Here is a 22,468-nt window from a genome sequence, read left to right as displayed (position 1 = left end):
TCGGACGAATGCTCGGTGATGACGGAGACGGCCGGCAGGGCCCAACCTCCAGGCGCCGGCATGGCCGGCGATCGGACCCCACGCGTCGATCCGGCGGATTCCGGGAAAGCTGGGGCGCCGCGGTCGCGGGAGGCACTGTTCTCGCGGTCGCCGTGTGCGTCGGTCTGGCCACGTTCGGCCTGATGGGCGGCGGTGACGACGCCTCGGGGAATCTCGCCGCGCTCGGCGGCACCGGGCCGGGCCAGGCCGGCCAGCCCGCGGCCCCGCAGGGCGCGTCCCAGCCGGCCCAGTCACCGCAGGCACCCCCGTCACCGCTGCCCGCTGAATCGTCGGCCCCCGCCGGCCAGGCGGCGGGTAACAGCGCCCGGCGGCCGACCGGAAATCCGGTCCGCATCGCCTTTGGTGGGGACGTCCATTTCGAAGGCGCGCCCGGGCAGCGGCTCGCGGCCGATCCACGGACCGCGGTGGGTCCCATGTCGCGGACCCTGGCCGCGGCGGATCTGGCCATCGTCAATCTGGAGACCGCTGTCACGACCGGCGGCACGCCGGCCACCAAGGCATTCGTCTTCCGCGCGCCGCCCACCGCGTTCACCGCCATGCGCGCCGCCGGTGTCGACGTGGTGAACATGGCGAACAACCACGGAATGGACTACGGAGTCGAAGGTCTCGCGGACTCGCTGCGCAGCGCCCGCGAGGCCGATTTCCCGACCGTGGGTATCGGCGCGGACGACGCGGCGGCCTACGCCCCGTACGTGACCACCGTGAACGGCCAGCGAATCGCGATCTTCGGTGCGACGCAGGTTCTCGACGACGAGCTGGTCTCCGCGTGGACCGCCGGGCCCGGCAAACCCGGGCTCGCCTCGGCGAAGAAGGTCGAGCGGCTGGCCGCGGCGATCCGCGAGGTGCGGCCGACCGTGGACACCGTGATCGTCTACCTGCACTGGGGGGTGGAGCGCGAGAGCTGCCCGAGCGACACGCAGACCAGCCTGGTCGCCCCGCTGGTCGCCGCGGGCGCGGACGCGCTGGTTGGCGGGCACGCGCATGTCCTGCAGGGCGCCGGGTGGAACCACGACGGCGTGTACGTCGGCTACGGCCTGGGCAACTTCGTCTTCTACGCGTCGGGCGGCGGCCCCAACACCGAGACCGGCGTGCTTGAGCTGACCTTCCAGGGCCGGGCGGTGACCACGGCCAGCTGGGTACCCGGCCGGATCGTCGACGGGGCCCCGCGCCCGCTGGCGGGCGCCGCTGCCAGCCAGGCCCTGACCAGGTGGAACAGCCTGCGCGACTGCACGGACCTCGCCGGCACCGCCCCCTGGTAGCGGCGGCCCCGGTCAGCGGCTCCCCCCGGTAGGGGCTCTCCCCTCAGCCCGCGCTTCCCCGCGTCAGCCCGCGCTTCCCCGCGTCAGCCGGCGGCTTCCCCGGTAATCGGCTCCGGCCCCCGGTAAACAGCACTCCCGGGCGGGTCGGCGGACCTCCGCCCACCCGTTCAGGTAATTGTCCCCCGGTGTTTTCCGCCGGGGCTTCACTCTGCTGTACCTTGGCTCGCAGGAAGCCGTGACAAAAGCCGGCACGCGTGGTGCCGACGTCGCCACATCACAGTGCCCCGGAAATGCCTTCCCGTCCTTTCCTGCTCTTTCTCGTCTTTCGTTGACGCGTGACGCCGGTCTCTGGCGAGAAGACGCGTCGCGAAATCGGCGCCTGCCTCGGGTGCCTCGTCCCAGCCTCTGTCGATCCGGGAGTGTCGTGTCGCGTACCCTGCGCAAGAGGTCGAGCCGCCGCGGACTGGCCGCCGGCGTCGGCCGCAAGATACTCGTCGCCTTCGTCTTTCTCGCCGGCGGCGGGCTGGTGGTGGTCGGGGCTCCGTCGCCCGCCCTGGCCGCCGACACCACCCAGTACGCCGGCGACTCGACCCGTGGCAACGGCGCGGCCGTCCCGTTCGAGGGCCTCACGGACCAGAACGGCGGCCCGGTGCCCATCTCCGGGGCCATCGGCGTCGACCTGGTTCTCGGCTCGACGCAGCAGCCCTACCTGCCGTGCCAGAACTACAACCGGAACACCGGCACCGGCGACACCTTCGTCAACGCCTGCCAGGAACGGGGCAGCTACGCGACGTACACGCGTTTCGCCACGGGCAAGGGGCTGGTCTTCCCCAACGGGTACTTCATGGGCGACAGCCAGCCCGACCTGGTCAACGGCGGCACGCTGAACACCGGCTGGGGCCGGCGCACGGCCGGACTCTCGTTCGAGTTCTACCCGCAGGTCGACCGGGACGCCGAGTTCGTCCACTCGCGTTTCTACATCGACGTCTTCGACCATCGGGCCAACGGCTGGACGTACTCGGCGTATGTCGGCCGGATCAAACTGACGACCCTCAATGATCCCGGCACGGCTCAGGTCGGCGGCCGGCTCACCGACGGTGGACTGACCCCGGCCCGCGACCGGGTGAAGTTCCTCATCTTCGGTGGGGACGCCCGTTCGTCGACCGGGTACCCGATCTCGTCCTTCGCCGTCTTCACGAGCTCGGGGGCGGCGAACTGGAGCAGCGGCGCGCTCTACGCCGGCGCGCAGCGCGTCACCGTCACGGATACCGCGAACGGCCGCGAGTGCGTCATGGACCTGAAGCCGATCAGCGGTCGGGGCAACACGCTCGACCTCGACCTCTCCCAGCCCGGGTTCGGCCATGCGGGCAGCGTCTGCCGCTGAGCGCCGCGTTCAGCGCGCCGGGTCGCCGCCGCCGTCGCCACCGGTGCGCGCGGCGGCGCACCGGGCGCAGGTTCCGTAGATCTCGACCGTGTGCACGACGTCGGTGAAGCCCTCCGCGCTGGCCACGGAGGACGTCCAGGTCTCGATCTCGGGGCCGGCGATCTCCACCGTGTGGCCGCAGTGGCGGCACACGAGATGGTGGTGGTGACCGTCGGTGGTGCACCGCCGGTACACGGTCTCGCCGTCGTCGCGGCGCAGGACGTCCACCTCGCCGCGGTCGGCGAGCACCTGCAGGTGACGGTAGACGGTCGTCAGGCCGACGGACTGGCCCTCCTGGCGCAGTCGGGCGTGCAGGTCCTGCGCGCTGGTGAAGGCGTCCGTCGCCGCGAGGGCGGAGGAGACCGCGTCGCCCTGCCGGGTGGCCCGCACGGAGGTGCCGCGGCCCCGGCCCGGGCGGGGCACCGCCCCGCCCGAGCGGTCACCGGAGCCAGCGCCGGAGCCGCCTGCCACCCGGTCGGAAGTCGCTGACCCGCCGCGCGGGGAGCTCATCCGCTCGTCTTCCACACTCGCCACGACATCCACTCTCTCATCTACCCGGCCCGTCTGGAGGGTGCGCGATCTCCTCAGTTCCCGCACTGGGAACGGTGTTGACATCGGTTTTCATTTCGTGCGACGGTGTGTGACGTCATCGGCGCCTACTGTCGCCGATCCGGGTACGTCCCTGGAGGTTCCAGATGTCACTGACCGTCACGCCCGAGCTGGTCGAGGCCGCCGGCGAGGGCCGAATGGCCGACGAGGACTTCGTCGCCTGCGTGCGTGCCTCGCTCCCGTACGCCTACCGGCTGGTCGAGGAACTGGTCGCGGCCCTGCCCGCGGCCGGCCCCGCCGGCCGGGATTTCGCCGACAACCAGGTGCCCCCGCCGGACGAGGCCGCCCGGGGGCAGCTGCTGCGCGCCCTGGCGAGCACGTCCATCCGGTCGGCGCTCGAACGGCACTTCGGTGTCGCGCTGGCGTTCCAGAACTGCCACCGGGTCGCGGTCTTCGCCCCGGACGCCGTCGGGCGCGCGCAGTACCAGGCGTTCGTCTCGCCGCGGGCGCAGGTGCTCAACCAGCGGCCCGACTTCGTCGACTGTTAGCCCACGTAGCCCACGTAGCCCACGTAGCCCACGCGCAGGCCGCGTTCGGCGGAGCCGGGCGTGGGCCGGGCACGGCCCGGGTGGCCTCGCTGCCGTCGGTTGCCTCCGGGTCGGCCTGGTGACCAGCACTGAGGTCATTTGAGGCGCCGGAATGTCCGTCCCGTACCCTTTGCTCTCGGTAATACGGTGGCGGGCAATCCGGGGGTGGTGGGTGGCGGGACGTCCGGCCTGGCTGCGGGGGGAGTCGTGGCGGATCGCCGAGCCGCCGCTGACCCCGGCGGCGACGGGTGCCGCGGTGCTCGGCGCGGTCGTGCTGGTCGTCGGGTGCTTCCTGACCGCCGGCTCGGACTTCACCGAGGGCTCCACGGCGGCGACGCCGGTGGGGGTGGAAGTCGACCAGAGCCCGCTGGCTTCCTGGTACACGTCCACCCAGGGGATGCGCGGCAGTATCGCCACCAGCGTCGCGTCCGCGCGGGCCTACCTCGACGCCCAGGACGGCGCCTCGCTGCGACCGCTGTGCGTCCAGCTCGCGGCGGAGGGGCAGCAGGCCGGCGGGCTCACGCCCGGGCCGGACCCTGAGGCGCAGCGGCTGTTCACCAGCGGCGCCGGCCATTACGAGACCGCCGCGCGCACCTGCGCGCAGCTCTTCGACGGCACGCGGGTCCCCGCCGCGCAGCTGCAGGCCCAGGTCCGGGAGGCGCTCGCCGACGGCGACCGGGACTGGGACACGCTGGCCACCCGGGTAGGGCTCCCCATGGCCACCGCCCAGCCGACCCCACCGGCCGCCACCGGCAGCGCCGATAGCACTGACAGCACCGGCAGTACTGACGGCGCCGACGGCACCGTGTCCGGCTGAGATCACCGTCGGGCCGGTGCGGGCCCGAGGTTCGCCGCCGGCCCGGGCCCGGTGGGATGCTCAGGCGGTGTCGCCGGCCCGGCCCTCGCACGGGGTGAGGACGCGCAGGGTGCCGGTGAGTTCGAAGTCGTGAGTCCAGGCGGGGCACCAGCCCGCGGCCTGTGCCTCGGCGAGCGCACGGGCCGTGCCCCGGCGGTCGTAGGCGAGGACGAACAGGAGTACCCGACCGGCCGGCCCCGGCGCGCGCCGGGCGAGCGTCCGTCCGACGCCGCCGTCTCCGATCGCGGTCAGGAAGACGGTCGAGGAGCGGCGCACCCGTGGTCCCACCGGCCCGGCGACCACCTCGGCGCCCGGGCGGGGGCGTTCCTGGCCGGGCGTGCGGTTGTCGGCGGCGCCGTCCTGGCTGACCTCCATCCCGTACAGCCAGCCCGCGCGGGCGAGACGGCCGCCTACGACGACCAGGTCACCGGGCCGGTAGAGCCGGCGGGCGGTGACGGTCGCGTCCACCATGAGGTCGATCGGACGGCGTTCGCCGCGTTCCTCCCACAGCGGGCGCAGGGCGCTGACCGCGGCGGCGGGCACCGCGGCCGCGGCGAGGACGGTCACCGCCGTCACCGCGGCCAGCAGGACCGCCGCCGCGCCGCGCCGGCCGGCCGCCTGCCCGCCGGCGGGGCGAGCCCCCGCCCACGCGTCGCGGGCGGCGCGGGCCAGCGCCGCGGCGCCGGCGGCCGCGACCACGGTGAGCAGCGGGACGACGAAGACGTTCGTCCGTACGGCGCCGAACGGCCAGTACCGCCCGGCGCTCGCCGCCAGCACCATCAGCTCGGCGCCGCCGGTGGCGACCAGGAGCACCCGGCCGTCCGGGCGCCGGGACAGCGTGACCGCCCCGGCCGCGAACGCGATCGCGACGGCGCAGCCGAGCACGATCACCACCGGGTCGGACGAGTCGGTCAGCGGGTGGACCAGGTTCGGGTCGTAGCGGTCGATCCCCGGGGGCGCGCCGGCCGCGGTCGCCGCGAGCTGGTCGGCGACGAAGCGGATCCCGTCGAGCGGGCCTCGCCCGGCCAGGAAGTGGTCGTCCCAGAAGGTGCTCGCCCGTTGGCCGGACTGGTGCAACACGAACAGCGCCGCGTGCAGCCCGGCGACCACGACCGCGGGGGCATCGCACAGCACGGCGTGAACGGCCGAACGGATCGCCGGCCGGGCGGCAGCCGCGCGAGCGGTCGGCCGGGCGACGTCCAGGACGGTCAGCGGGACGATGAGGAAGAGCGCGGGCAGCGAGAACAGCGCGAGGACACCGACGGCGAACCGGCTCCACAGCAGCGCTCGGGTGGTGGGAGCGGCCCGCGTCCACAGCATGACCACGGCCACCGCGCAGGCCGCGTCGAGGGTGTACGGCTTGACCTGGGAGGCGAGGTCGACGACGGTGCCGGCGAGGGTGACCGTCAGCGCCGCGGCGAACGCCGCCGCGCGGCCGGTCAGTCGGCGGCCCAGCAGCCAGGTGCCGGCGGCGAGCGTGACGAGGGGAACCGCGGACGGCAGCCGCAGGGCCCAGGCATGCCACCCGAACACGTCACCGCAAACCCGGAGCAGCCCCATCGAGCCGATCGCGGACGGGGTGTTCGCCACCGAGAGCTCCGACCAGAAGGTCCCGGCCGGCTCGGCGACGAAGTGCGGGCGCCACAGCTCGTCGTACCAGAGCGGCTGACGGAAACGCTCCCAGAGCACCGCCTGGACCACGACCGCCAACAGGCTGACCGTGACCAGCGCCAGTACGTCCCCCGCGCCGCGCGGCCCGATTGTTTCACGTGTGTCCGGCGCCGGCCGGCCGGTCGGTTCCACTGACCGGCTCGGCCAGTACACGCGCGTCCTCCACCCGGTTGTCCACAGGTTCTGTCCACAGGGTGCCGTCCCTTGTGGACATCGCCTGCGCGGCGCCGTCCGGCAAAGCGGGACGAGACGCTCAGGTCCGAGCGTAGGCGGTCAGGAAACGGTCGATCCGACCGACCGCGTCGGTCAGGTCGTCGACGCAGGGCAGGGTCACCAGCCGGACGTGGTCGGGCCGCGGCCAGTTGAACCCGGTGCCCTGCACCAGCAGGATCCGCTCGGCCCGCAGCAGGTCGAGCACGAAGCTCTCGTCGTCGTCGATCGGGTGGACCTCGGGGTCGATGCGGGGGAACGCGTACAGCGCGCCGCGCGGGGGCACGCACGAGACCCCGGGGATGTCGTTGAGCAGCTTCACCACCGTGTCGCGCTGCTCCAGCAGCCGGCCGCCGGGCAGGACGAGATCGCCGGCGCCGCCGCCCTCGGCGAGCGCCGCCTGGAGCGCGAACTGGCCGGGCACGTTCGCGCACAGGCGCATGTTCGCCAGGACGTTCAGGCCCTCGATGTAGCTGGACGCGTGCTGGCGCGGCCCGGAGAGGGTCATCCACCCGGAGCGGAAGCCCGCCAGCCGGTAGGCCTTCGACAGCCCGTTGAACGTGACGCAGAACAGGTCGGGGGCGAGCGCGGCGGGCGAGTGGTGCTCCGCGCCGTCGTAGAGGATGCGATCGTAGATCTCGTCGGAGAACAGCATCAGGTTGTGCCGACGGGCGACCTCGATGAGCTCCTCGAGCACCGGCCGGTCGTAGACGGCGCCGGTCGGGTTGTTCGGGTTGATGATCACGATCGCGCGGGTGCGTGGGGTGATCTTGCGGATGATGTCGTCGAGGTCGGGATTCCAGCCGGCGGACTCGTCGCACAGGTAGTGCACCGGCCGCCCGCCGGTGAGGCTGACCACCGCCGTCCACAACGGGTAGTCGGGGGCGGGCAGGAGCACCTCGTCGCCGTTGTTCAGCAGCGCCTGCAACGACATCATGATCAGCTCGGAGACGCCGTTGCCGAGGTAGACGTCGTCGGGGGTGACGCTGGTCATCCCCTTGCCGGCCGCGTAGCGCACGACGGCCTCGCGGGCGGGGAGCAGGCCCTTGGAGTCGCTGTAGCCCTGTGCCGCCGCGAGGTTCTCGACCACGGCGGCGAGCACCGAAGGCGGCGCGGAGAAGCCGAACGGGGCGGGGTTGCCGATGTTCAGCTTCAGCACGCGCTGGCCTGCGGCCTCCAGCCGGGTCGCCTCGTCGAGGACGGGACCTCGGACGTCGTAGCAGACGTCGGCGAGCTTGTCGGACTGGGCGAACTCCATAGTGCCCAGGGTAGATGCCGTGTCGACTGGATTTCCCGCCCCCGTGTGCCGTGGGCGTGGCCTCACCCGCGGTGGGTGGCCGCGGCGATCCGCGCCGCCGGCGTCCCGGACAGCCCGCCCCGGGGCGCCAGGACGAGGGAGAGCACCAGGGCCGCGGCCAGCGTCAGCACGATCGCCCCGCCGGCGGCGATGTCCCACTGCTCGCTGACGGCGAGCCCGACCACACCGCAGACCACGGCCACCGCGATCGAGACCGCGGTCATCGTCGATGTGCGCGAGCACCACAGCCGGGCGGTGGCGGCCGGGCCGACGACCAGCGCGACGGCCATGATCGTGCCCACCGCGGGCAGCGAGGTGACGACCGCCGCCTCGACGAGCAGCAGCAGGACGAGCCCGAGCCCCCGGGACGGGTACCCGGCCGCGGTGAGCGCGGTGGGGTCGAACGCCCCGAGCAGCAGCTCCTTGCGCAGGGTCACGAGCGCGGCGAGCACCACGACCGCCGTCACACCGCTGACGACCAGGTCGCTCTCCTGGACGGTCAGCACCGAGCCCACCAGGAAGGCGCTCAGGTCACGGTTCGACCCGTCCCGGGCGGACATCAGCGCGACGCCGAGCGCGAACCCGCCGGAGAGCACGACGCCGGTCACGGTGCTCACGTCCCGCCCGCCGGTGCCCGCGCGCCGCGCGCCGCCGCCCGAGCCGGCACCGCCCGAGCCGCCGCCACCCCGGCCCGCGCCACCGCCACCGCCGGCGGCCGAGTGCCCCGGGGTGCCGGTGAGCAGGGCGACCGCGCTCACCACCAGCACGCCGAACAGCCCGGCGCCCAGCACGAGGTTCATCCCGATCAGGGAGGCGATCACCACGCCCGGGAAGGTCGCGTGGGTCATCGCCATGGTGAGGAAGCTGAGCCGGCGCAGCACGACGTGTACGCCGACGGCGCCGCACAGCGTCCCGACGATCAGTACCTCGATCAGGGCCCGCCGGGTGTAGCCGTCGCCCAGCGACTCGAACAGCGCCATCAGGTCGCCCCGCCCGACGACACGGGCCGCCGCCGCCGGCTCTCCCGGGGCCGGGAACGCGCGGCGCGCGACCGGCGCGGCAGCATGGCGACGAGCAGCGCCAGCGCGTAGATCGCGACCAGCGCCAGGACGACCGACGCGCCGGCGGCGAGCCGGATCTCGTGGCGCACCGACGCCTCGTAGCTGGCGACCAGGCCGAGCCAGCCGCCGAGGACCCCGAGCCCGATCGAGGCCAGCACGATGACCACCAGCCGGTCGCTGAGCAGCCGGGCGGCCGCCGCCGGGATCACGATCAGGGCGATGACCAGCACCGTCCCGACGGCGCGGACGGCGGCGACGACGACGAGCGCGATCACCAGGTTGAGGACCAGGTCCAGCAGCCACACCGGGTACCCGGCCGCGCGCGCCCCCTCCGGGTCGAACGCCCGCAGCAGCAGCTCCTTGTGGATCAGTGCGAGCACCGCGAGGGCCACGGCGGCGGTCACCGCGGTCACGGTGATGTCGGTGGAGTCGACGGTCAGCAGCCGTCCGAACAGGAAGGCGGTGAGATCCGAGGTGTAGGACTCCCGGCGCGAGACCAGCACGACGCCGACGGCGAAACAGCCGGTGAGCAGCATCGCCATCGCCGCGTCCTCGGTGACCCGCCGGGTGGAGACCAACGCGGTGAACCCGGCGGCACCCGCGACGGCGACGAGCAGCGCCCCCGGCACGATGCCGGAGTCGCCGGCGATCAGGAAGCCGACCACGACGCCCGGGAAGACGGCGTGGGTGAGCGCGTCGGTGAGGAAGGCCAGCCGGCGCAGCAGGACGAGGACGCCGACCACGGCGCTCAGCGTCCCGAGCAGCAGCACCTCGAGCAGCGCCCGGTACATGAACGGCCGCTCGAACGGCGTGATCAGGAGATCGCCGGGCGTGCTCACGGCCTGGTCACGAGCGGGTGACGACGACGCCCCGGCCGTCGATCTCCAGCGCGGCACCGCCGTAGGCGGCCCGCAGGGGCTGCGCGGTGAGCGCCTCGGCGGGCGGCCCGAACGCGATCTGCCGACCGCTGAGCAGGCACACCTCGTCGCTGATGAGCTGCGCCAGGGCCAGGTCGTGGGTGGAGACGACGACAGCCGTGCCGGTGGCGGTCAGCGTGCCGAGCGCGGCGAGCAGGGCGTCCTGCGAGACGACGTCCACGCCGTTGAACGGCTCGTCGAGCAGCAGCAGCCGGGGCTGGGCGGCGATGGCGCGGGCCAGCAGCACCCGCTGGCGCTGGCCGCCGGAGAGCGTGCCGAAGCGGTCCCGGGCCCGGTGGGCCAGTCCGACGGCCTCCAGCGCGGCCTGGGCCGCGGCCCGGTCGGCGCGGCCGGGCCGGCGGATCCAGCCGATCCCGCGGTAGCGGCCCATCAGCACGACCTGGCCGACCGAGATCGGGAAGTCCGGGTCGAGTGTGTCCGCCTGTGGCACGTAGGCGACCTCCCGGCGGGCGGCGCCCGGGGGACGGCCGAGCACCGTGATCAGGCCGTCGACCACGGGTACCAGGCCGAGCAGCGCCTTGATCAGCGTCGACTTGCCCGCGCCGTTGGGCCCGATGAGGGCCAGCGTCCGGCCGGGGTGCAGCACGCCGTGCACGCCGTGCAGCACCGGCACCCGGCCGTAGGCGATGCTCGCGTGCTCCAGCGACAGCGCGGCGGGAACGGCCCCGGTCCTGACTCCGGCTCCGGCTCGGCCGCCGCCCTCGGTCTCGGCCGGGATCGCGGTGCCGACCTGACCGGGGAGCGCGATCGCGGCGGCCGCGTCGGCCGCCAGTGCTGTCGCCACCGCCGCCACCGGCGCCGCGGTCGTCGGTACCGCCACCGGCGAGGACGCCGAGGCTCCGTCCGGCCCGTCCGGCGCGGTCAGGCACGCGGCCTGAGCGTTACCGGTCATGATCGACCACCGGTCCATCCTGTAGATCCTGGTTGTGGGTCCTGTCTCACCGGAGGGCGTCGACGATGGTATCCGTGTTGTGCCGCTCGGCTTCGAGGTAGGTGGCACCATCAGACCCCGCCGGGCCCAGCGTGTCGGCGTAGAGCGCGCCCTCGCCGGCGACGACGCGGACGCCCGCCTCGCGGCCGATGGTCTGCGCCGTCCGCGGCGGCAGGGACGACTCGGAGAACACCGCCACGACGTGGGACGCCCGGATCCGGCTGACGATGTCGTCGATCGCCCGGCCGGAGAGCTCGGCGGACGTGTCGAAGCTCGGGATGATCGAGCCGACGAACTCCAGGCCGTACCGGTCTACGTAGTAGCCGAACGAGTCGTGGTTGGTGACCAGCTTGCGCCGGTCCGCCGGGATGGTGTCGATCTTCCGCTGGTTCTCCCGGTCGAGCTCGTCCAGCCGGGTCGTGTAACCGGCGAGGTTGGCGCGGTAGGTGGCGGAGCTCTCCGGATCGGCCGCCGCGAGCCCCTTCTCGACGTTCGTGACCATGATCTTCGCGTTGCGCGGGTCGTGCCAGATGTGCGGGTCGCCCCCGGCGTGCTGGCCCTCGCCGGTGTGGTCCGCCTCCCCTTCGGGCGCGCCCCGGACGGCGACCCCGTCGGCCATCACGACCTCGACGCCGTCGAAGCCGCTGGCCGAGATCGCGTCGTCGAGCCAGCTCTCCAGCCCGACGCCGTTCTCGATCAGGACGTCCGCGGAGCCGATCGCCTCCAGGTCGGCCGGTGAGGGCTCGTAGTCGTGCGGATCGACACCCGGCCGCAGGATCTGCCGGACCTCGATGTCGGCGCCGCCGATGACGCGGGCGAAATCCGCCGCGTAGGTGGTCGTCGCGACCACCCGTGGTGCCGAACCGTCCGTGCCGGCGCCGGAACCCCCGCCCGAGCCGCCGCAGGCCGCCAGGGTGGCGGCGAGTGCCGCCGCGGTGAGCAGGGCGGCGGCGGGGCGGCGGGGCGGGGGCGACATGAGGAAAATGAAAACGGTTGTCGATCCGGATGTCAAATCGGACCGGAAATCGGACCGGCCTGGTCCGGACGGACGGATGGACGGCGTCCCGGTCAGCCGGCCGGGAAACTGATCTGGACCCGCCGGTTCAGCGCCCGCCCGGCGGCGTCGTCGGACCCGTCGGGCCGGGTGTTCGGGGCGACGGGGTCCGCCGCGCCGCGGCCCGTCGCCGAGACCCGCGTCCCGCCCGGCACGGCCGGGCGGAGCAGATCCGCGACCGCGTCCGCCCGGCGCTGCGAGAGGATCACGTTGTAGGCCGGGGTGCCGAGACTGTCGGTGTGCCCGAGCACCGTGACCGTCCTGGTGCCGGGGCCGATCCGGCTGGCGATCCGGGCGATCTCCGTGCGCGCGGCCTCGGTCGTGTCGTCGGAGTCGAAGGCGAACAGGACGTCCGCGCTGACCGTGACGGTGACCCGGTCGCCGGACCGTTCCTCGGTGACCAGCGGGAGCACGGAGTCCGCCGGGTCGATGGTGAGGACCGAGCCGGCGGCGTCGAGCGGGCGCACCGAGCGGGTGATCTCCCCGGCGGGCACGTCACCCGGCGGCGGTGCGCTCGGTGGCGGCGTGCTCGGCGCGCCCAGGGCGCCGGGGCTCGCCGCCCCGGCCAGCGCGCAGAGCGCCGCGGTGACCAGCACCAGCCGGGCGGCCCGGCCCACGGCCGCGCTCAACGTGTGATCGCGGCGTCGTCGACGATCACCCGGTCGTTGAGGTAGACGTCCACGGTGGTGACGTCGGCGGGCGGCGCGGCGAAGGTGAACGAGCCGGCGACGGGCACGTTGTTGCGGGTCCGGGTGGTTCCCGAGGCGGCGCCCAGCGCCACTCCGGCGCTGTCCCGCACGACGGTGTAGCGGCGCAGGTTCAGGGCGTCGACCAGGGTGACCGCGGCGTCGCGCTTGCCGGCCATGTCGTAGAGCGTGATGCCGGTGCCCGGGTCCCGGGCGTACCGGGGTGTGAAGAGCAGATCGAGGCGGGCCAGCTGGCCGTCGACGCGCAGGGCGACGAAACCGACCTCGATGTCGCCGTCGGCCCCCTGGAAGCGGGTGGTGCGGCTCGCCTGCGGCGTTCCCGCGGCCGGTGCTCCCGAGGAGCTCGCGCCCTGGCCGGTGCCCGCCGTGCCGCTCGCCGGGGCCGGCGCGGGCGCGTCGTCGTCGCCGGAGCCCGAGCAGCCCGCGACGGCCAGGCAGGCGACGAGCAGGCCGCCGACCAACGCGGACGTCCTCCGCGGGCGCGGACCACCGGTGCCACGGATCGAGCCCGGCCGAGCGGGCGACGCGGGCACAGCCGACGCGGGCGCGGTCGCCGCCGGGACGGTCGACGCGGGCCCGGCCGCTGGCGGGACGGTCGGCGGTGCCGGGACGGGCGGGGGCAGGTGGGGCATCGGACCTCCGGGCGGGAGGGTCAGGGGAGTCCGCTGCCGATTATGATCCCCGCCCGCCGGGCCTGGGGGCCGGTACGGACACCGCCCGCGCCCAATCCGCCACCCGTGGGTCGAACGGCGAGAGAACCCGCGATCCGCCGACACGCGCCGCCGGGACGACCGCCGCCAGAACCGCCGCCGGACCGACCGCCGCCGGGGCCGGAGCCGCGGCGGTGTCCGGCACCCCGGGCCCGTCGGCGGGGCGGGGCCCGTCGGCGGTCGGTCCCGGTGCGTCCGCGCGGCTCATTCGGCGGTCCCGTGCTCCGCCTCTTCCAGCAGGAGACGCAGCTCGTGCCCGAGCGAGCGGGGCTCGGCCAGCGGTGACCGGAACAGCACCCGGACGGCGTCGGCGCCCTCCGGGCCGATCCGCCACATGTCCAGGCCGGCCCGGTCGAGCGAGGCCACCGACGCGCCGATCACCTCGTCGGGGCGGACGCCGCCGGCCGCCGGGACGCCGCCGGCCGCCGGGACGCCACGCGCGGCGAGCTGGCGCATCTGGGCGGCGTGGGCCTTGTTGAGGTGCTCGATCAGGTCCGGGGCGTAGGCCGTCACGAGGTCGGGCTCGGCGAGGGCGTACGAGGTGATCTCGACGCGGCGGGCCGGCCCGAGCGACGACCAGCGCCCGCCCGGGCGGGCCGCCGCGTCGCGGCGCGCTCCCCGCGCCCGGCGGGCGATCCGGGCCCGCCGGGGGGCCGGCGCCTGCGCGACCTCGGTGCCCGCCGTCAGTTCCGGGCCCGCCTCCTCCGCGCCGGGAACCGGTTCCGGGCCCGCGGCCGACCCGGCGCGCGCGGGCTCGGTGCCGGCCGCGCGCTCGGCCGAGGCGGCCACGGGGCTGGCGGCCGGCCGGCCGGCGCCCGGTGTCAGGGTGGCGCCGGCCGGCGCTTCGGCGCGGCCGGGCAGACAGATGAGCACCTCGTCCACGGCCACGGAGAGGACCCGCAGGTCCGAGATGTCACCGGAGGTCACCGTGATGCTGCGCCCCAGGTTGCCCAGGCGCTGGATGAGCTCGTCGGCGGTCTCCGTCGCCGAGGCCAGCACCCCGGCGAGGACCAGGCGCTCCCCGTTGTGGCCGGGCACGTCGACGCGGGCGCGGCGGCCGGAGTCGGCGCACCGCGCGGGCGGGCTGTCGGCGCCCACGAGCAGCAGGGGCTCGCCGCCGTCGTCGATGAGTCCGACCCAGCCCCGCACGTGGGCGCAGGGCAGCGTGAGCAGCGCGCAGCGGCCGCCGGCGAGGATGGTCCTCGCCTGCTCGGCCAGTACGGGCATGTCGACGTCCAAGCTTGGACTCGTCACCGGGCCTCCTCCTGTCATCAGGTAAGGCTTACTTAAGTCGGCGGGAGCCCGGTGGTCAAGCCTTTTGTCCGGTTGTGGTTCCCTGTCTCAGATCAACAGTGGTCGCGATTCCCAATGTCCGCGCAACGCGGCGCCGGAAGGGCACCGCGATCCGGTTCGCGGGCGGAGGATTCTAGGCTGTCGTGGTCGGGCAGTGTCTCGCCCCGCGAGAAGGAGGTGCCGGTGATCTTCAAGTTGGTCGGTGACGGTCGCCCGTACCCCGATCATGGTCTTGGCCAGCGGGACTGGGCCGCCATCCCGCCGCGTCAGGTGCGGCTCGACCAGCTCGTCACGACGAAACGGGTGCTGGCGCTCGACGTCCTGCTCGACGAGGACTCGACGTTCTACGGGGACCTGTTCCCGCACGTCGTGGAGTGGGGCGGGGCGCTCTACCTCGAGGACGGCCTGCACCGCGCCGTGCGCGCCGCGCTCGCGCAGCGGACGTCCATCCACGCCCGGGTGCACGTGCACACCGCGGCCCGGCCGGCGGGCCGGCTCAGCCACCAGTGACGCCGGGTCCCGGCCGGCGTCATGGCTGGCGGGTGCGGGTCGGCTCGGGCGCGGATCGGTTCAGGTGCGCGCCGGCTCAGTCGTCGGTGACCTGGTAGGTCACGTAGGTGTCCTCACCGACCTTGGCGAAGATGTAGCGCGGGCAGGCCGACCCCGACCGGTAGGCCGCGATGGGCCGCAGCACGGGTGAGCGCATGACCTGCCTGAGCCGTCCACCGGCCAGTTTGCGGGCCTGGGCCCCGGAGACGTCCGCCGTCTCCTGACGCTCGTACCAGCCACCGCAGTAGTGGACGTCGTGCGGGCGTGACGTCCAGGCCGGCGTGTGGAAGACCCAGAGCAGGTAGGCCGTGCGCATGATCAGGACCAGCAGCGCGATCGTGATCAGAGCACGGACGAGGTTCCCGGCCCGGTTCGTGGCGAGAACGGGACTCACAACTCCGGGAGCCTAGGGCAGCTACCCCCGTTCCGGGGCAAGCCGTCCCTTCCGGCCGGGGCGTGTCGCGGGCGTGCCGGGTCGCCGACGCCCCGGCTAAACGGCACAATCGGGCCCGTGGGTGGCCCCACCGACGTGCGTGGCCGCACCGGCGGGCTCGGACGGGGGCAGATCGAGGGCCGGGTTGCCGTCGAAGAACCCGTCCGGGCGCAGCTCGAAGCCGATCCGGCTGACCGGCATCACCGGCCAGTCCTCCGGGCGCACGACGTGATGCGCCCCGAAGCTGTACCAGACGACGATGTCGGTGTCGGCGACCGGCCGGTCCGCGGCCGCGTACTGCGGCAGGCCCTCGTTGCCCGCGTTCTGGTTCGGGTAGCGGCCGGCGGCGTACCGCTCCCGCTCGTCGTGCGCGGTCACCCACAGGTTGCGGGACGCGAACCGCCCGCGCGCCGCCTGGTGCGAGTCGGGATGCGCCAGCAGCGGCGCCGTGTGCCCCGGGACGAGCCGGTAGGCCACCGGACGGCCGAGCGGGCCCTCGACGCGCGGGTTGGTGATCCGCCAGAACCGCGCGACGGACGGGTCGACCTTGCGCTGGGCGTGGCGCTCCGAGTCCAGCGGCGTGTCCCGCGTCCGCCAGGCGATGCCCGTCGGGTTGTCCGGGCCGATCGGGTCGGGCACCGAGTCGATCTCGTGCACCGAGTTCGGGCCGCCGTCGAGCTCCAGGTCCAGGCGCACGTTGAAGAAGTGCTGGTGATGCGGCCCGTACAGGCCGGGCGCCACGAGCACCCCGTGCGACGGCGACTCGCCCGGCCGCACCGCCCCGGTGGAGATCACCCCGGTCAGCTTCACCTCGAACTCGATGGTGCCGTCCAGGTAGAGGTACCAGAAGTAGCCGTACTCGTAGTTGCCGACCGTGCAGATCATCGAGATCACCAGCCGGCGCATCCGCCGGACCTCGACCTGGCCGGTCCGGAAGTCGGTGTGCTTCCAGGCGATCCCGGTGTCCTCCTCGTGCAGGCACACCGCGTTCGGGATCGGCACCGGGTTGCCGTCGGAGTCGTTCACGACCGCGTCGAGGTACCGGATGTCGCCGAGGCAGTCACAGCCGAGCCGCAGCGAGTTGGCCGTCACCCCGACCCCGTACTCGCCCATGTCGAAGACGTTCTTCACCCGGTGCGTCGGCGCCGGGTCGCCGTACGGGACGAACATCTCCGACACCGAGGCGCGCTGCAGGATCGGTCGCCGCCGGCCCCGGTCGGTGTAGGCGACCTGGTGCAGGACGAGGCCCTCCCGCGGGGTGAACCCGACGCGCAGGTCCCACTTCTGCCACCGCACCGCGTACCCGTCCACGGTGAAGCTGGCGCCGCGCGGCTGGGTGACCTCGAGCGGGCGCAGCTCGTCGCGCAGCCGGTCGAACGCGGGGACGTTCGCCGGGTCGGCCGTCATCAGTGCCGGCGCGTAGTTCCCGGGGCGCGGCGGCAGCGGCACCGGGCCGTCCGGGCCCTGGCCGTGGTCGGTCACCTCGACGACGGCCATCGCCTCCAGGTCGACGACGACCTGCAGGCCCTCCACCGGCCGGGCGTAGCCGTTCTCGCCGGGCCCGGAGCGGACGAACGTCACCGGGCGCGCGATGCGCCGCCGGGCGGGGTCGTCCTCCCGCCCGGTGTAGCCCGCGGACCACGGGTCGATCATCGCCAGCGAGAAGTCGGTGACCCCGCGCCGGCGCATCGCCGCCTGCCAGCCCGGGTCGGCGCGGACGACGTCCTCGCAGGCCAGGAACTCCTCCATCATCATCGCCGCCTGCACGCCGGGGACGGCGTACATCTCCACCACCGTCCCGGCGGACAGCGACACGACGGCCTCGTGGGTCAGCCGCGCCCCGCGCTCGTGCAGGACGCAGAACGCCTGCCGGTCCGGCGCGGCCAGCTCGTCGTCGGCGTCCCGCTCGGCCTCGCGTGACACGAGGGCGGCCTTTGGTGGCTCGTTCAGCTCGATGGAAACGAAACGAAACTCCGGCCCGAGGTTCTCGCCGGCCCGCAGGATCGCGGCGGCCCGGCCGATCTCGGCGGCCGACAGCGGTTCGAGGGGATGCGCCGGCCGCGCCGGGGTCGTCCCGGGCTCCGGGGACGCGCTGACCGTCATGGCGACCTCCACCAACATCTCGGGTGCGTGACCCGGCGCGCAGGGACTGGGCCACCCAAAAGTAGAGGTCGCCGAGCGCGGGCCGGCAGCGGCCCGTTCGCCGGTTTCGCCGGTTTCGCCGGTTTCGCCGGCGTCCGGCCGGCCGGACGCCGGCGGCCTTGGGCTGAGCCCGGTCAGGACTCCCGGAGGCCGGAGGTCAGGACTCCCGGAGGTAGGTGAGGACGGCGAGGACCCGGCGGTGGTCCGTCCCGGAGGACTCCAGCCCCAGCTTGGCGAAGACGTTCGAGATGTGCTTCTCCACCGCCCCGGCGCTGACCACGAGCGCCGCGGCGATGGCCGTGTTCGACCGGCCCTCGGCCATCAGCCCCAGCACCTCGCGCTCGCGCGGGGTGAGCGTGGCCATCGGATCGTTGCGGCGGCTGCGCACCAGCAGTTGCGCGACCACCTCGGGATCCATCACCGTGCCGCCGGCGGCGACGCGGCGCACCGCCTCGACGAACTCGCGGACGTCCGCGACCCGGTCCTTGAGGAGGTAGCCGACCGCGCCCGCACCGTCGGCGAGCAGCTCGCTGGCGTACTGCTTCTCCACGTACTGGCTCAGGACGAGCACCGGCGTGCCGGGCACCTTGTCCCGCGCGGAGATCGCGGCCCGCAGCCCCTCGTCCCGGTGCGACGGCGGCATCCGCACGTCCACCACCGAGACGTCGGGCCGGTGCTCGACGATCGCGGTGACCAGGCCGGGGCCGTCCCCGACCGTGGCGACCACCTCGCAGCCGGCGTCGGTCAGCAGGCGTCGGATCCCCTCGCGCAGCAGCACGGAGTCCTCCGCGATCACGACCCGCACAGCACGTCCTCCTCGCGTCCGTCCGGCGGCGTGAGCGGGTCCCCGGGGCGCAGGATCGCCTCGGTCAGCACGGTGACGTAGACCCCGCAGTCGGTATGTCCGTAGTTGCTGGAGAGTTCCTTGAGTATCCGGATGTCACGGATCCCCGTCTCGGGATTCACCGTCGTCGCCGCGCAGCGTGGCGTCCGGGCGAGAACGCGGGCACGAGCGGCGCCGAGACCGAGCTCCAGGCCGGCCCAACCGAGCTCCGCCCACGGCGCGATCCCGTCGATGTAGACGTTCGCCCGGAACCGCAGCGGGTCGACGGGCTCGCCGACCCGCTCCGCGAGATCCCGGACGGAGGCGAGATTGATCACTGAGACGGCGTGCATGAAGGTGTCCCCGTGGCCGCCCGTGTCGGTGAAACGGTGCCGCCCGCGGGCCGCGACGAGCCGCGGCCGGCCGCCGAGCCGGGGCCCGAGCACCGTGAGGACGTAGTCCTCCAGCTCGGCCCGCCCGGCCGGGGTGTTCAGGTCGACCCGGCGCACGTCACCGGGCCCGTCCCCGGCGCGCGCCGCCGGCTCACCCAGGCCGAAGGCCAGCGTCCCGGACGCCGGGTCGAACGACGTGCGGATCCGCGCGAGCGCCTCGTCCTTCTGGAGCATGACGAAACGGCTCTTGGGCAGGACCTCGGGGTCGTCCTCGTCGAACATCGTGTCCGGGCGGGCGAGCGCGAACACGCGGTCACCGGGGACGCCGTCACCCGGATGGAGCGGCACCTCCGGGAGGGCCTCGGGGGTCATCCCCTTCACCAAGTACCGGAAGAGCCGGACGACGCGACCCACCGCGGGGCTCGCGGTCGCGCCTGCCTCGCTGCTGGCGTCCATACCTTCCCATCGCCGATGCCGGTGGACGGATCCCCGACGGTGCCGGGCCGAATCCGTCGGTGCCGGGTGAAACCGTCTCGCCATGTTCCGCGCGACCGTACGCTCAGACCGCCATGGTCAGCGCCCGGATCACCGTCAGTGCCCGGATCACCGTCAGCGCCCGGACCACCCCTCGGGCCACCTCCCGGCCGGCGCGCCTCGTGCCCGCCCCGGCCCGGGGCACGGGGGCGGCCCTGCTCGCGTCCCTGCTCGGCGCGCTGTGGCTGGTCGCGTTCGCCAGCCCCGCGTCCGCGCACACCGTCGGCGGGGCCGGCCCGACGAACTACCACACCACGCTCACCGGGGACCCGGCCGTTCCCGGTGTGCGGCTGAGCGTCGTCGAGAACGGGAACCGGGTGCGGCTGTCGGCCACCGCGGGCTTCCCCATCCTCGTCGAGGGATACGAAAAGGAACCCTACCTACGCCTCGACACCCGCGGAGTGTGGGAGAACCGGCGTTCCTCGGCCACCTACCTCAACGCCAGCCGCACCGGCGACGACCCCGGCCCGGCCGACGTGGTCGACCCGGCGGCCCCGCCGGAGTGGGCGCTGGTCTCCGCGGCGCGGGGCGGCCAGGTCGTGGCCTTCTGGCACGACCACCGGGTCCACTGGATGGGGTCGGCGGACCCGCCCGCGGTGCGCGCGGAACCGGACCGGCGGCACCGCGTCGAGGACTGGTCCGTCCCGCTCACGGTCGACGGGCGGCCGGCCGTCTACACGGGGACGCTCGACTGGATCCCCGGCCCGTCGCCGTGGCCGTGGGTGGCGGCCACGGTCGCGGTGCTGGCCGGCACCGCCGCGCTCGGCCTCCTGCGGCGGGCGCGGTGGCCGGTCGCCGCCGCGCTGGCCGCTCTGGCGGCGGTCGACGCGACGCACTCCGCCCTGGTCGCGGCGGCGAACGCGGACGGTCGCCTCGACGCCTTCGTCTGGGGCAACGCCATGCAGATCGCCGTCTGGGCGGGCGCGCTGGCCGGCACGGTCCTCATCCTCCGGCGCTCGCCGACGGGCCTCTACCTGGCCGTGAGCGCCGGCCTGCTGCTCGCCGTGCTCGGCGGCCTGCCCGACCTCGGGGTGTTCGTCCGCTCGGGCACGCCGGTGGTCGGCCCGGTGCCCGTCGTCCGGGTGCTCACCGCGGTGACGCTGGGCGCCGGGGTGGGGCTGGGGCTCGCCGCGTGGCTGACCCTGCGGCGCCAGCCCGAGATATCCGATTCGTCCGAGGTGTCGGGCGTGCCGGGGGTATCAGGGCTGTCCGTCCCCTGACAGGGAATGTGGTCCTTGAGGCCGACGACGTCCCCGCGTGGCAGGCTTGCTGACTGTGACAGGAACGCCAGGGACTGGCCGGCTCGCGAGAGCGGCCGTCTTCGGCGTCTCCTCGGCCTGCCTGGCGCTCGCGGCGCACGTCGCCGTGGGCGGGGAACGCCCGTCCACGCTGCTGGTCGCGGCCGGCGCCGGCCTGCTCACCCGGGTCTCCTACGGCCTGGCCGACCGGGAGCGCGCGCTGGGGCAGGTCCTCGGGGCCGTCCTGGCCGCGCAGGCCGCGCTGCACACCGCCTTCGTGCTCGCGACGCACCACACCCCGGGAACGGGCGGGGCCGGCTCGGCGCCGACCGCGGTGTCGGTGGTGGGGCCGGGGGTGGGCGACCACCTGGTGGCCTCCCTGTTTCCCGGCGCGTGGATGGTCGCCGGGCACGTGTGCGCCGCGTCGTGCGTGGCCGTGCTGCTGCACCGGTGCGAGCGGCGCCTGTGGTCCACCGCGGCGCTGCGGGTGGCGGTGGAACACGCCGTCACCACCGTGGCGCGGACGACGTCCAACGTGCTCGCCCGGGTGCGGGCCGCGGGCCGCCTCGGGTCGCTCGTCGTCGCGGCGCGGCCGCGGGTCGCCGTCGCGCCGGTGACCTCGATGCCGGGGCGGGTCGCCGGCGGCGGGGCCGGTCCGGGGATCCGCTGGCACGCCCATGTCCTCCTGCTCGGAGCCGACGCCGCGCGGCGCGGGCCGCCGACCCGTCCACCGGGGTCGAGTCCGCGACCGGCGTTCTGAGACCGGCGTTCTGACAGCGCACGGCGGAGACCGGTAGGCACGCGTCCGGAAAGGCCGCGTCGCGGGTGTGTCCGCCGTTTCGCGGTGGTGCCGCCTGCCGTGCCGCGACGACCCCGGTGTTCGGGTCAGCAAATCCGATCACCGACGGAAGGCCCGACGGGCCTTCGAGGAGGACTTCGATGTCCCGCACCATCCGCACAGCCCGGCTCCGCCGTGGGGTCCTGTGCGCGCTCGCCGCCGCGGCGGGCACCATCGCGCTCGCCGTGCCGGCGTCCGCGCATGTCACCGTGTCTCCGGCCGAGGCGGCCGCGGGCGGCTACACGACCCTGTCGTTCAAGGTGCCGACCGAGAGCGACACGGCGTCCACCACCGGGATCGACGTGCAGTTCCCGACCGACAACCCGATCGCGTCGGTCACCGTCCAGCCCAAGCCCGGCTGGACGTACAAGGTCACCAAGGGCGCGCCGCCGACCCCGCTCACCGTGCACGGCAGCCAGGTCAGCGAGATCGTCACCCGGGTCACCTGGACAGCGCAGGACGGCGGCGGCGTCAAGCCGGGCGAGTTCGACACCTTCAACGTCTCGGCCGGCCCGCTGCCGGAGAACGGCGACCAGGTCGTCTTCAAGACCCTGCAGACCTACTCGGACGGCGAGGTCGTCCGCTGGGTCGACGTCGCGGCGGCGGGCGCCGCCGAGCCGGAGCATCCGGCGCCGACGGTCACGCTGACCGCGGCGGTGGCCGGCGACGACGACGGTGACGGCGACGACACCGCCAGCGGTGCCGGCTCCGGCACCGAGCAGGCCGCGGCCGCCACGGAATCGGACTCCACGTCGGACGGCACGGCGCGCGCGCTCGGGATCACCGGGCTCGTGCTGGGAGTCCTCGGGCTGGCCGCCGGGGCCTTCGCACTGATCACGACCCGCCGGCGGGCCTGACCCCGCGGGGTGCCTCCCACCGGCCGGTGGGAGGCACCCCGCACTCGCCGTACACC

The 22,468-nt window shown here is 74.4% G+C and carries 22 protein-coding genes; 8 read left to right on the top strand and 14 right to left on the bottom strand.

Translation table 11 applies throughout. The features are described 5' to 3' along the window. Positions 1 to 152: 152 nt before the first annotated feature. Together B056_RS0122005 and B056_RS0122000 are read left to right on the top strand one after the other, a co-directional pair. On the top strand, positions 153 to 1,319 hold the full coding sequence (locus tag B056_RS0122005) for a CapA family protein (RefSeq protein WP_018504025.1): 1,167 nt from the start codon (positions 153 to 155) through the stop codon (positions 1,317 to 1,319). Between the two features lie 424 nt (positions 1,320 to 1,743). Continuing rightward, positions 1,744 to 2,703, top strand: coding sequence for a hypothetical protein (locus B056_RS0122000; protein ID WP_018504024.1), 960 nt, complete (start codon positions 1,744 to 1,746; stop codon positions 2,701 to 2,703). 9 nt (positions 2,704 to 2,712) lie between these two features. On the opposite strand, the gene B056_RS37535 is transcribed toward B056_RS0122000, so the two are convergent. Next, positions 2,713 to 3,252: a Fur family transcriptional regulator gene (locus B056_RS37535; protein WP_407672412.1), complete on the bottom strand. Its 540-nt coding sequence runs from the start codon at positions 3,250 to 3,252 to the stop codon at positions 2,713 to 2,715. Between the two features lie 185 nt (positions 3,253 to 3,437). Between B056_RS37535 and B056_RS0121990 the strand changes: the two genes are divergently transcribed. Further along, a complete protein-coding gene (locus B056_RS0121990) occupies positions 3,438 to 3,839 on the top strand; it encodes an SCO5389 family protein (RefSeq protein ID WP_018504022.1) in 402 nt (133 codons plus the stop codon). A gap of 211 nt (positions 3,840 to 4,050) precedes the next feature. Next, positions 4,051 to 4,695 (top strand): hypothetical protein, encoded by a 645-nt coding sequence (locus B056_RS0121985; RefSeq protein ID WP_018504021.1) that lies wholly within the window; start codon positions 4,051 to 4,053, stop codon positions 4,693 to 4,695. Positions 4,696 to 4,755: 60 nt separating this feature from the next. On the opposite strand, the gene B056_RS0121980 is transcribed toward B056_RS0121985, so the two are convergent. The 9 genes from B056_RS0121980 to B056_RS0121935 all read right to left on the bottom strand — a co-directional run bounded on the left by B056_RS0121980 (position 4,756) and on the right by B056_RS0121935 (position 14,567). After that, positions 4,756 to 6,537, bottom strand: a complete 1,782-nt coding sequence (locus tag B056_RS0121980) for a glycosyltransferase family 39 protein (RefSeq protein ID WP_018504020.1) — start codon at positions 6,535 to 6,537, stop codon at positions 4,756 to 4,758. 121 nt (positions 6,538 to 6,658) lie between these two features. Continuing rightward, a complete protein-coding gene (locus B056_RS0121975) occupies positions 6,659 to 7,873 on the bottom strand; it encodes a pyridoxal phosphate-dependent aminotransferase (protein WP_018504019.1) in 1,215 nt (404 codons plus the stop codon). Positions 7,874 to 7,935: 62 nt separating this feature from the next. Further along, complete coding sequence (locus tag B056_RS0121970) at positions 7,936 to 8,892, bottom strand: metal ABC transporter permease (protein WP_018504018.1); 957 nt, start codon at positions 8,890 to 8,892, stop codon at positions 7,936 to 7,938. Continuing rightward, positions 8,892 to 9,812 carry a metal ABC transporter permease gene (locus B056_RS0121965; protein WP_018504017.1) on the bottom strand — a complete coding sequence of 307 codons (921 nt, stop codon included), beginning with the start codon at positions 9,810 to 9,812 and terminating at the stop codon, positions 8,892 to 8,894. Before B056_RS0121965 ends, B056_RS0121970 begins: the two co-directional genes overlap by 1 nt. A 7-nt stretch (positions 9,813 to 9,819) precedes the next feature. Then, a complete protein-coding gene (locus B056_RS0121960) occupies positions 9,820 to 10,821 on the bottom strand; it encodes a metal ABC transporter ATP-binding protein (protein WP_018504016.1) in 1,002 nt (333 codons plus the stop codon). Between the two features lie 28 nt (positions 10,822 to 10,849). Continuing rightward, a complete protein-coding gene (locus B056_RS0121955) occupies positions 10,850 to 11,818 on the bottom strand; it encodes a metal ABC transporter substrate-binding protein (protein ID WP_018504015.1) in 969 nt (322 codons plus the stop codon). A 92-nt stretch (positions 11,819 to 11,910) separates the two neighbouring features. Next, complete coding sequence (locus B056_RS45795; protein WP_026239988.1) at positions 11,911 to 12,525, bottom strand: OmpA family protein; 615 nt, start codon at positions 12,523 to 12,525, stop codon at positions 11,911 to 11,913. Then, complete coding sequence (locus B056_RS0121945) at positions 12,522 to 13,235, bottom strand: hypothetical protein (protein ID WP_230203111.1); 714 nt, start codon at positions 13,233 to 13,235, stop codon at positions 12,522 to 12,524. Before B056_RS0121945 ends, B056_RS45795 begins: the two co-directional genes overlap by 4 nt. A 282-nt stretch (positions 13,236 to 13,517) precedes the next feature. After that, the gene (locus B056_RS0121935; RefSeq protein ID WP_026239987.1) at positions 13,518 to 14,567 is read right to left on the bottom strand and encodes a hypothetical protein; all 1,050 of its coding nucleotides are present in this window, start codon (positions 14,565 to 14,567) and stop codon (positions 13,518 to 13,520) included. A 222-nt stretch (positions 14,568 to 14,789) separates the two neighbouring features. Between B056_RS0121935 and B056_RS0121930 the strand changes: the two genes are divergently transcribed. Then, positions 14,790 to 15,116, top strand: coding sequence for a type II toxin-antitoxin system VapB family antitoxin (locus B056_RS0121930; protein WP_035752408.1), 327 nt, complete (start codon positions 14,790 to 14,792; stop codon positions 15,114 to 15,116). Between the two features lie 76 nt (positions 15,117 to 15,192). On the opposite strand, the gene B056_RS0121925 is transcribed toward B056_RS0121930, so the two are convergent. The 4 genes from B056_RS0121925 to B056_RS0121910 form a co-directional block, all read right to left on the bottom strand. Next, on the bottom strand, positions 15,193 to 15,549 hold the full coding sequence (locus B056_RS0121925) for a hypothetical protein (protein WP_018504009.1): 357 nt from the start codon (positions 15,547 to 15,549) through the stop codon (positions 15,193 to 15,195). Between the two features lie 96 nt (positions 15,550 to 15,645). After that, positions 15,646 to 17,691, bottom strand: a complete 2,046-nt coding sequence (locus B056_RS0121920) for a primary-amine oxidase (RefSeq protein ID WP_035752309.1) — start codon at positions 17,689 to 17,691, stop codon at positions 15,646 to 15,648. A 196-nt stretch (positions 17,692 to 17,887) separates the two neighbouring features. After that, positions 17,888 to 18,535, bottom strand: coding sequence for a response regulator transcription factor (locus B056_RS0121915; RefSeq protein ID WP_018504007.1), 648 nt, complete (start codon positions 18,533 to 18,535; stop codon positions 17,888 to 17,890). After that, positions 18,523 to 19,401 (bottom strand): MOSC domain-containing protein, encoded by an 879-nt coding sequence (locus B056_RS0121910; RefSeq protein ID WP_018504006.1) that lies wholly within the window; start codon positions 19,399 to 19,401, stop codon positions 18,523 to 18,525. The genes B056_RS0121915 and B056_RS0121910 overlap by 13 nt, the downstream gene beginning before the upstream one ends. Before the next feature lie 113 nt (positions 19,402 to 19,514). Between B056_RS0121910 and B056_RS0121905 the strand changes: the two genes are divergently transcribed. The 3 genes from B056_RS0121905 to B056_RS0121895 all read left to right on the top strand — a co-directional run bounded on the left by B056_RS0121905 (position 19,515) and on the right by B056_RS0121895 (position 22,412). Next, a complete protein-coding gene (locus B056_RS0121905) occupies positions 19,515 to 20,699 on the top strand; it encodes a hypothetical protein (RefSeq protein WP_018504005.1) in 1,185 nt (394 codons plus the stop codon). Between the two features lie 55 nt (positions 20,700 to 20,754). After that, a complete protein-coding gene (locus B056_RS0121900) occupies positions 20,755 to 21,477 on the top strand; it encodes a hypothetical protein (RefSeq protein WP_018504004.1) in 723 nt (240 codons plus the stop codon). Positions 21,478 to 21,656: 179 nt separating this feature from the next. After that, complete coding sequence (locus B056_RS0121895) at positions 21,657 to 22,412, top strand: YcnI family copper-binding membrane protein (RefSeq protein WP_018504003.1); 756 nt, start codon at positions 21,657 to 21,659, stop codon at positions 22,410 to 22,412. Positions 22,413 to 22,468: the final 56 nt, after the last annotated feature.

Origin of the sequence: Parafrankia discariae (assembly GCF_000373365.1) — a bacterium.
Lineage (GTDB): Bacteria > Actinomycetota > Actinomycetes > Frankiales > Frankiaceae > Parafrankia > Parafrankia discariae.
This window is presented reverse-complemented; position numbering and strand designations above follow the sequence as displayed.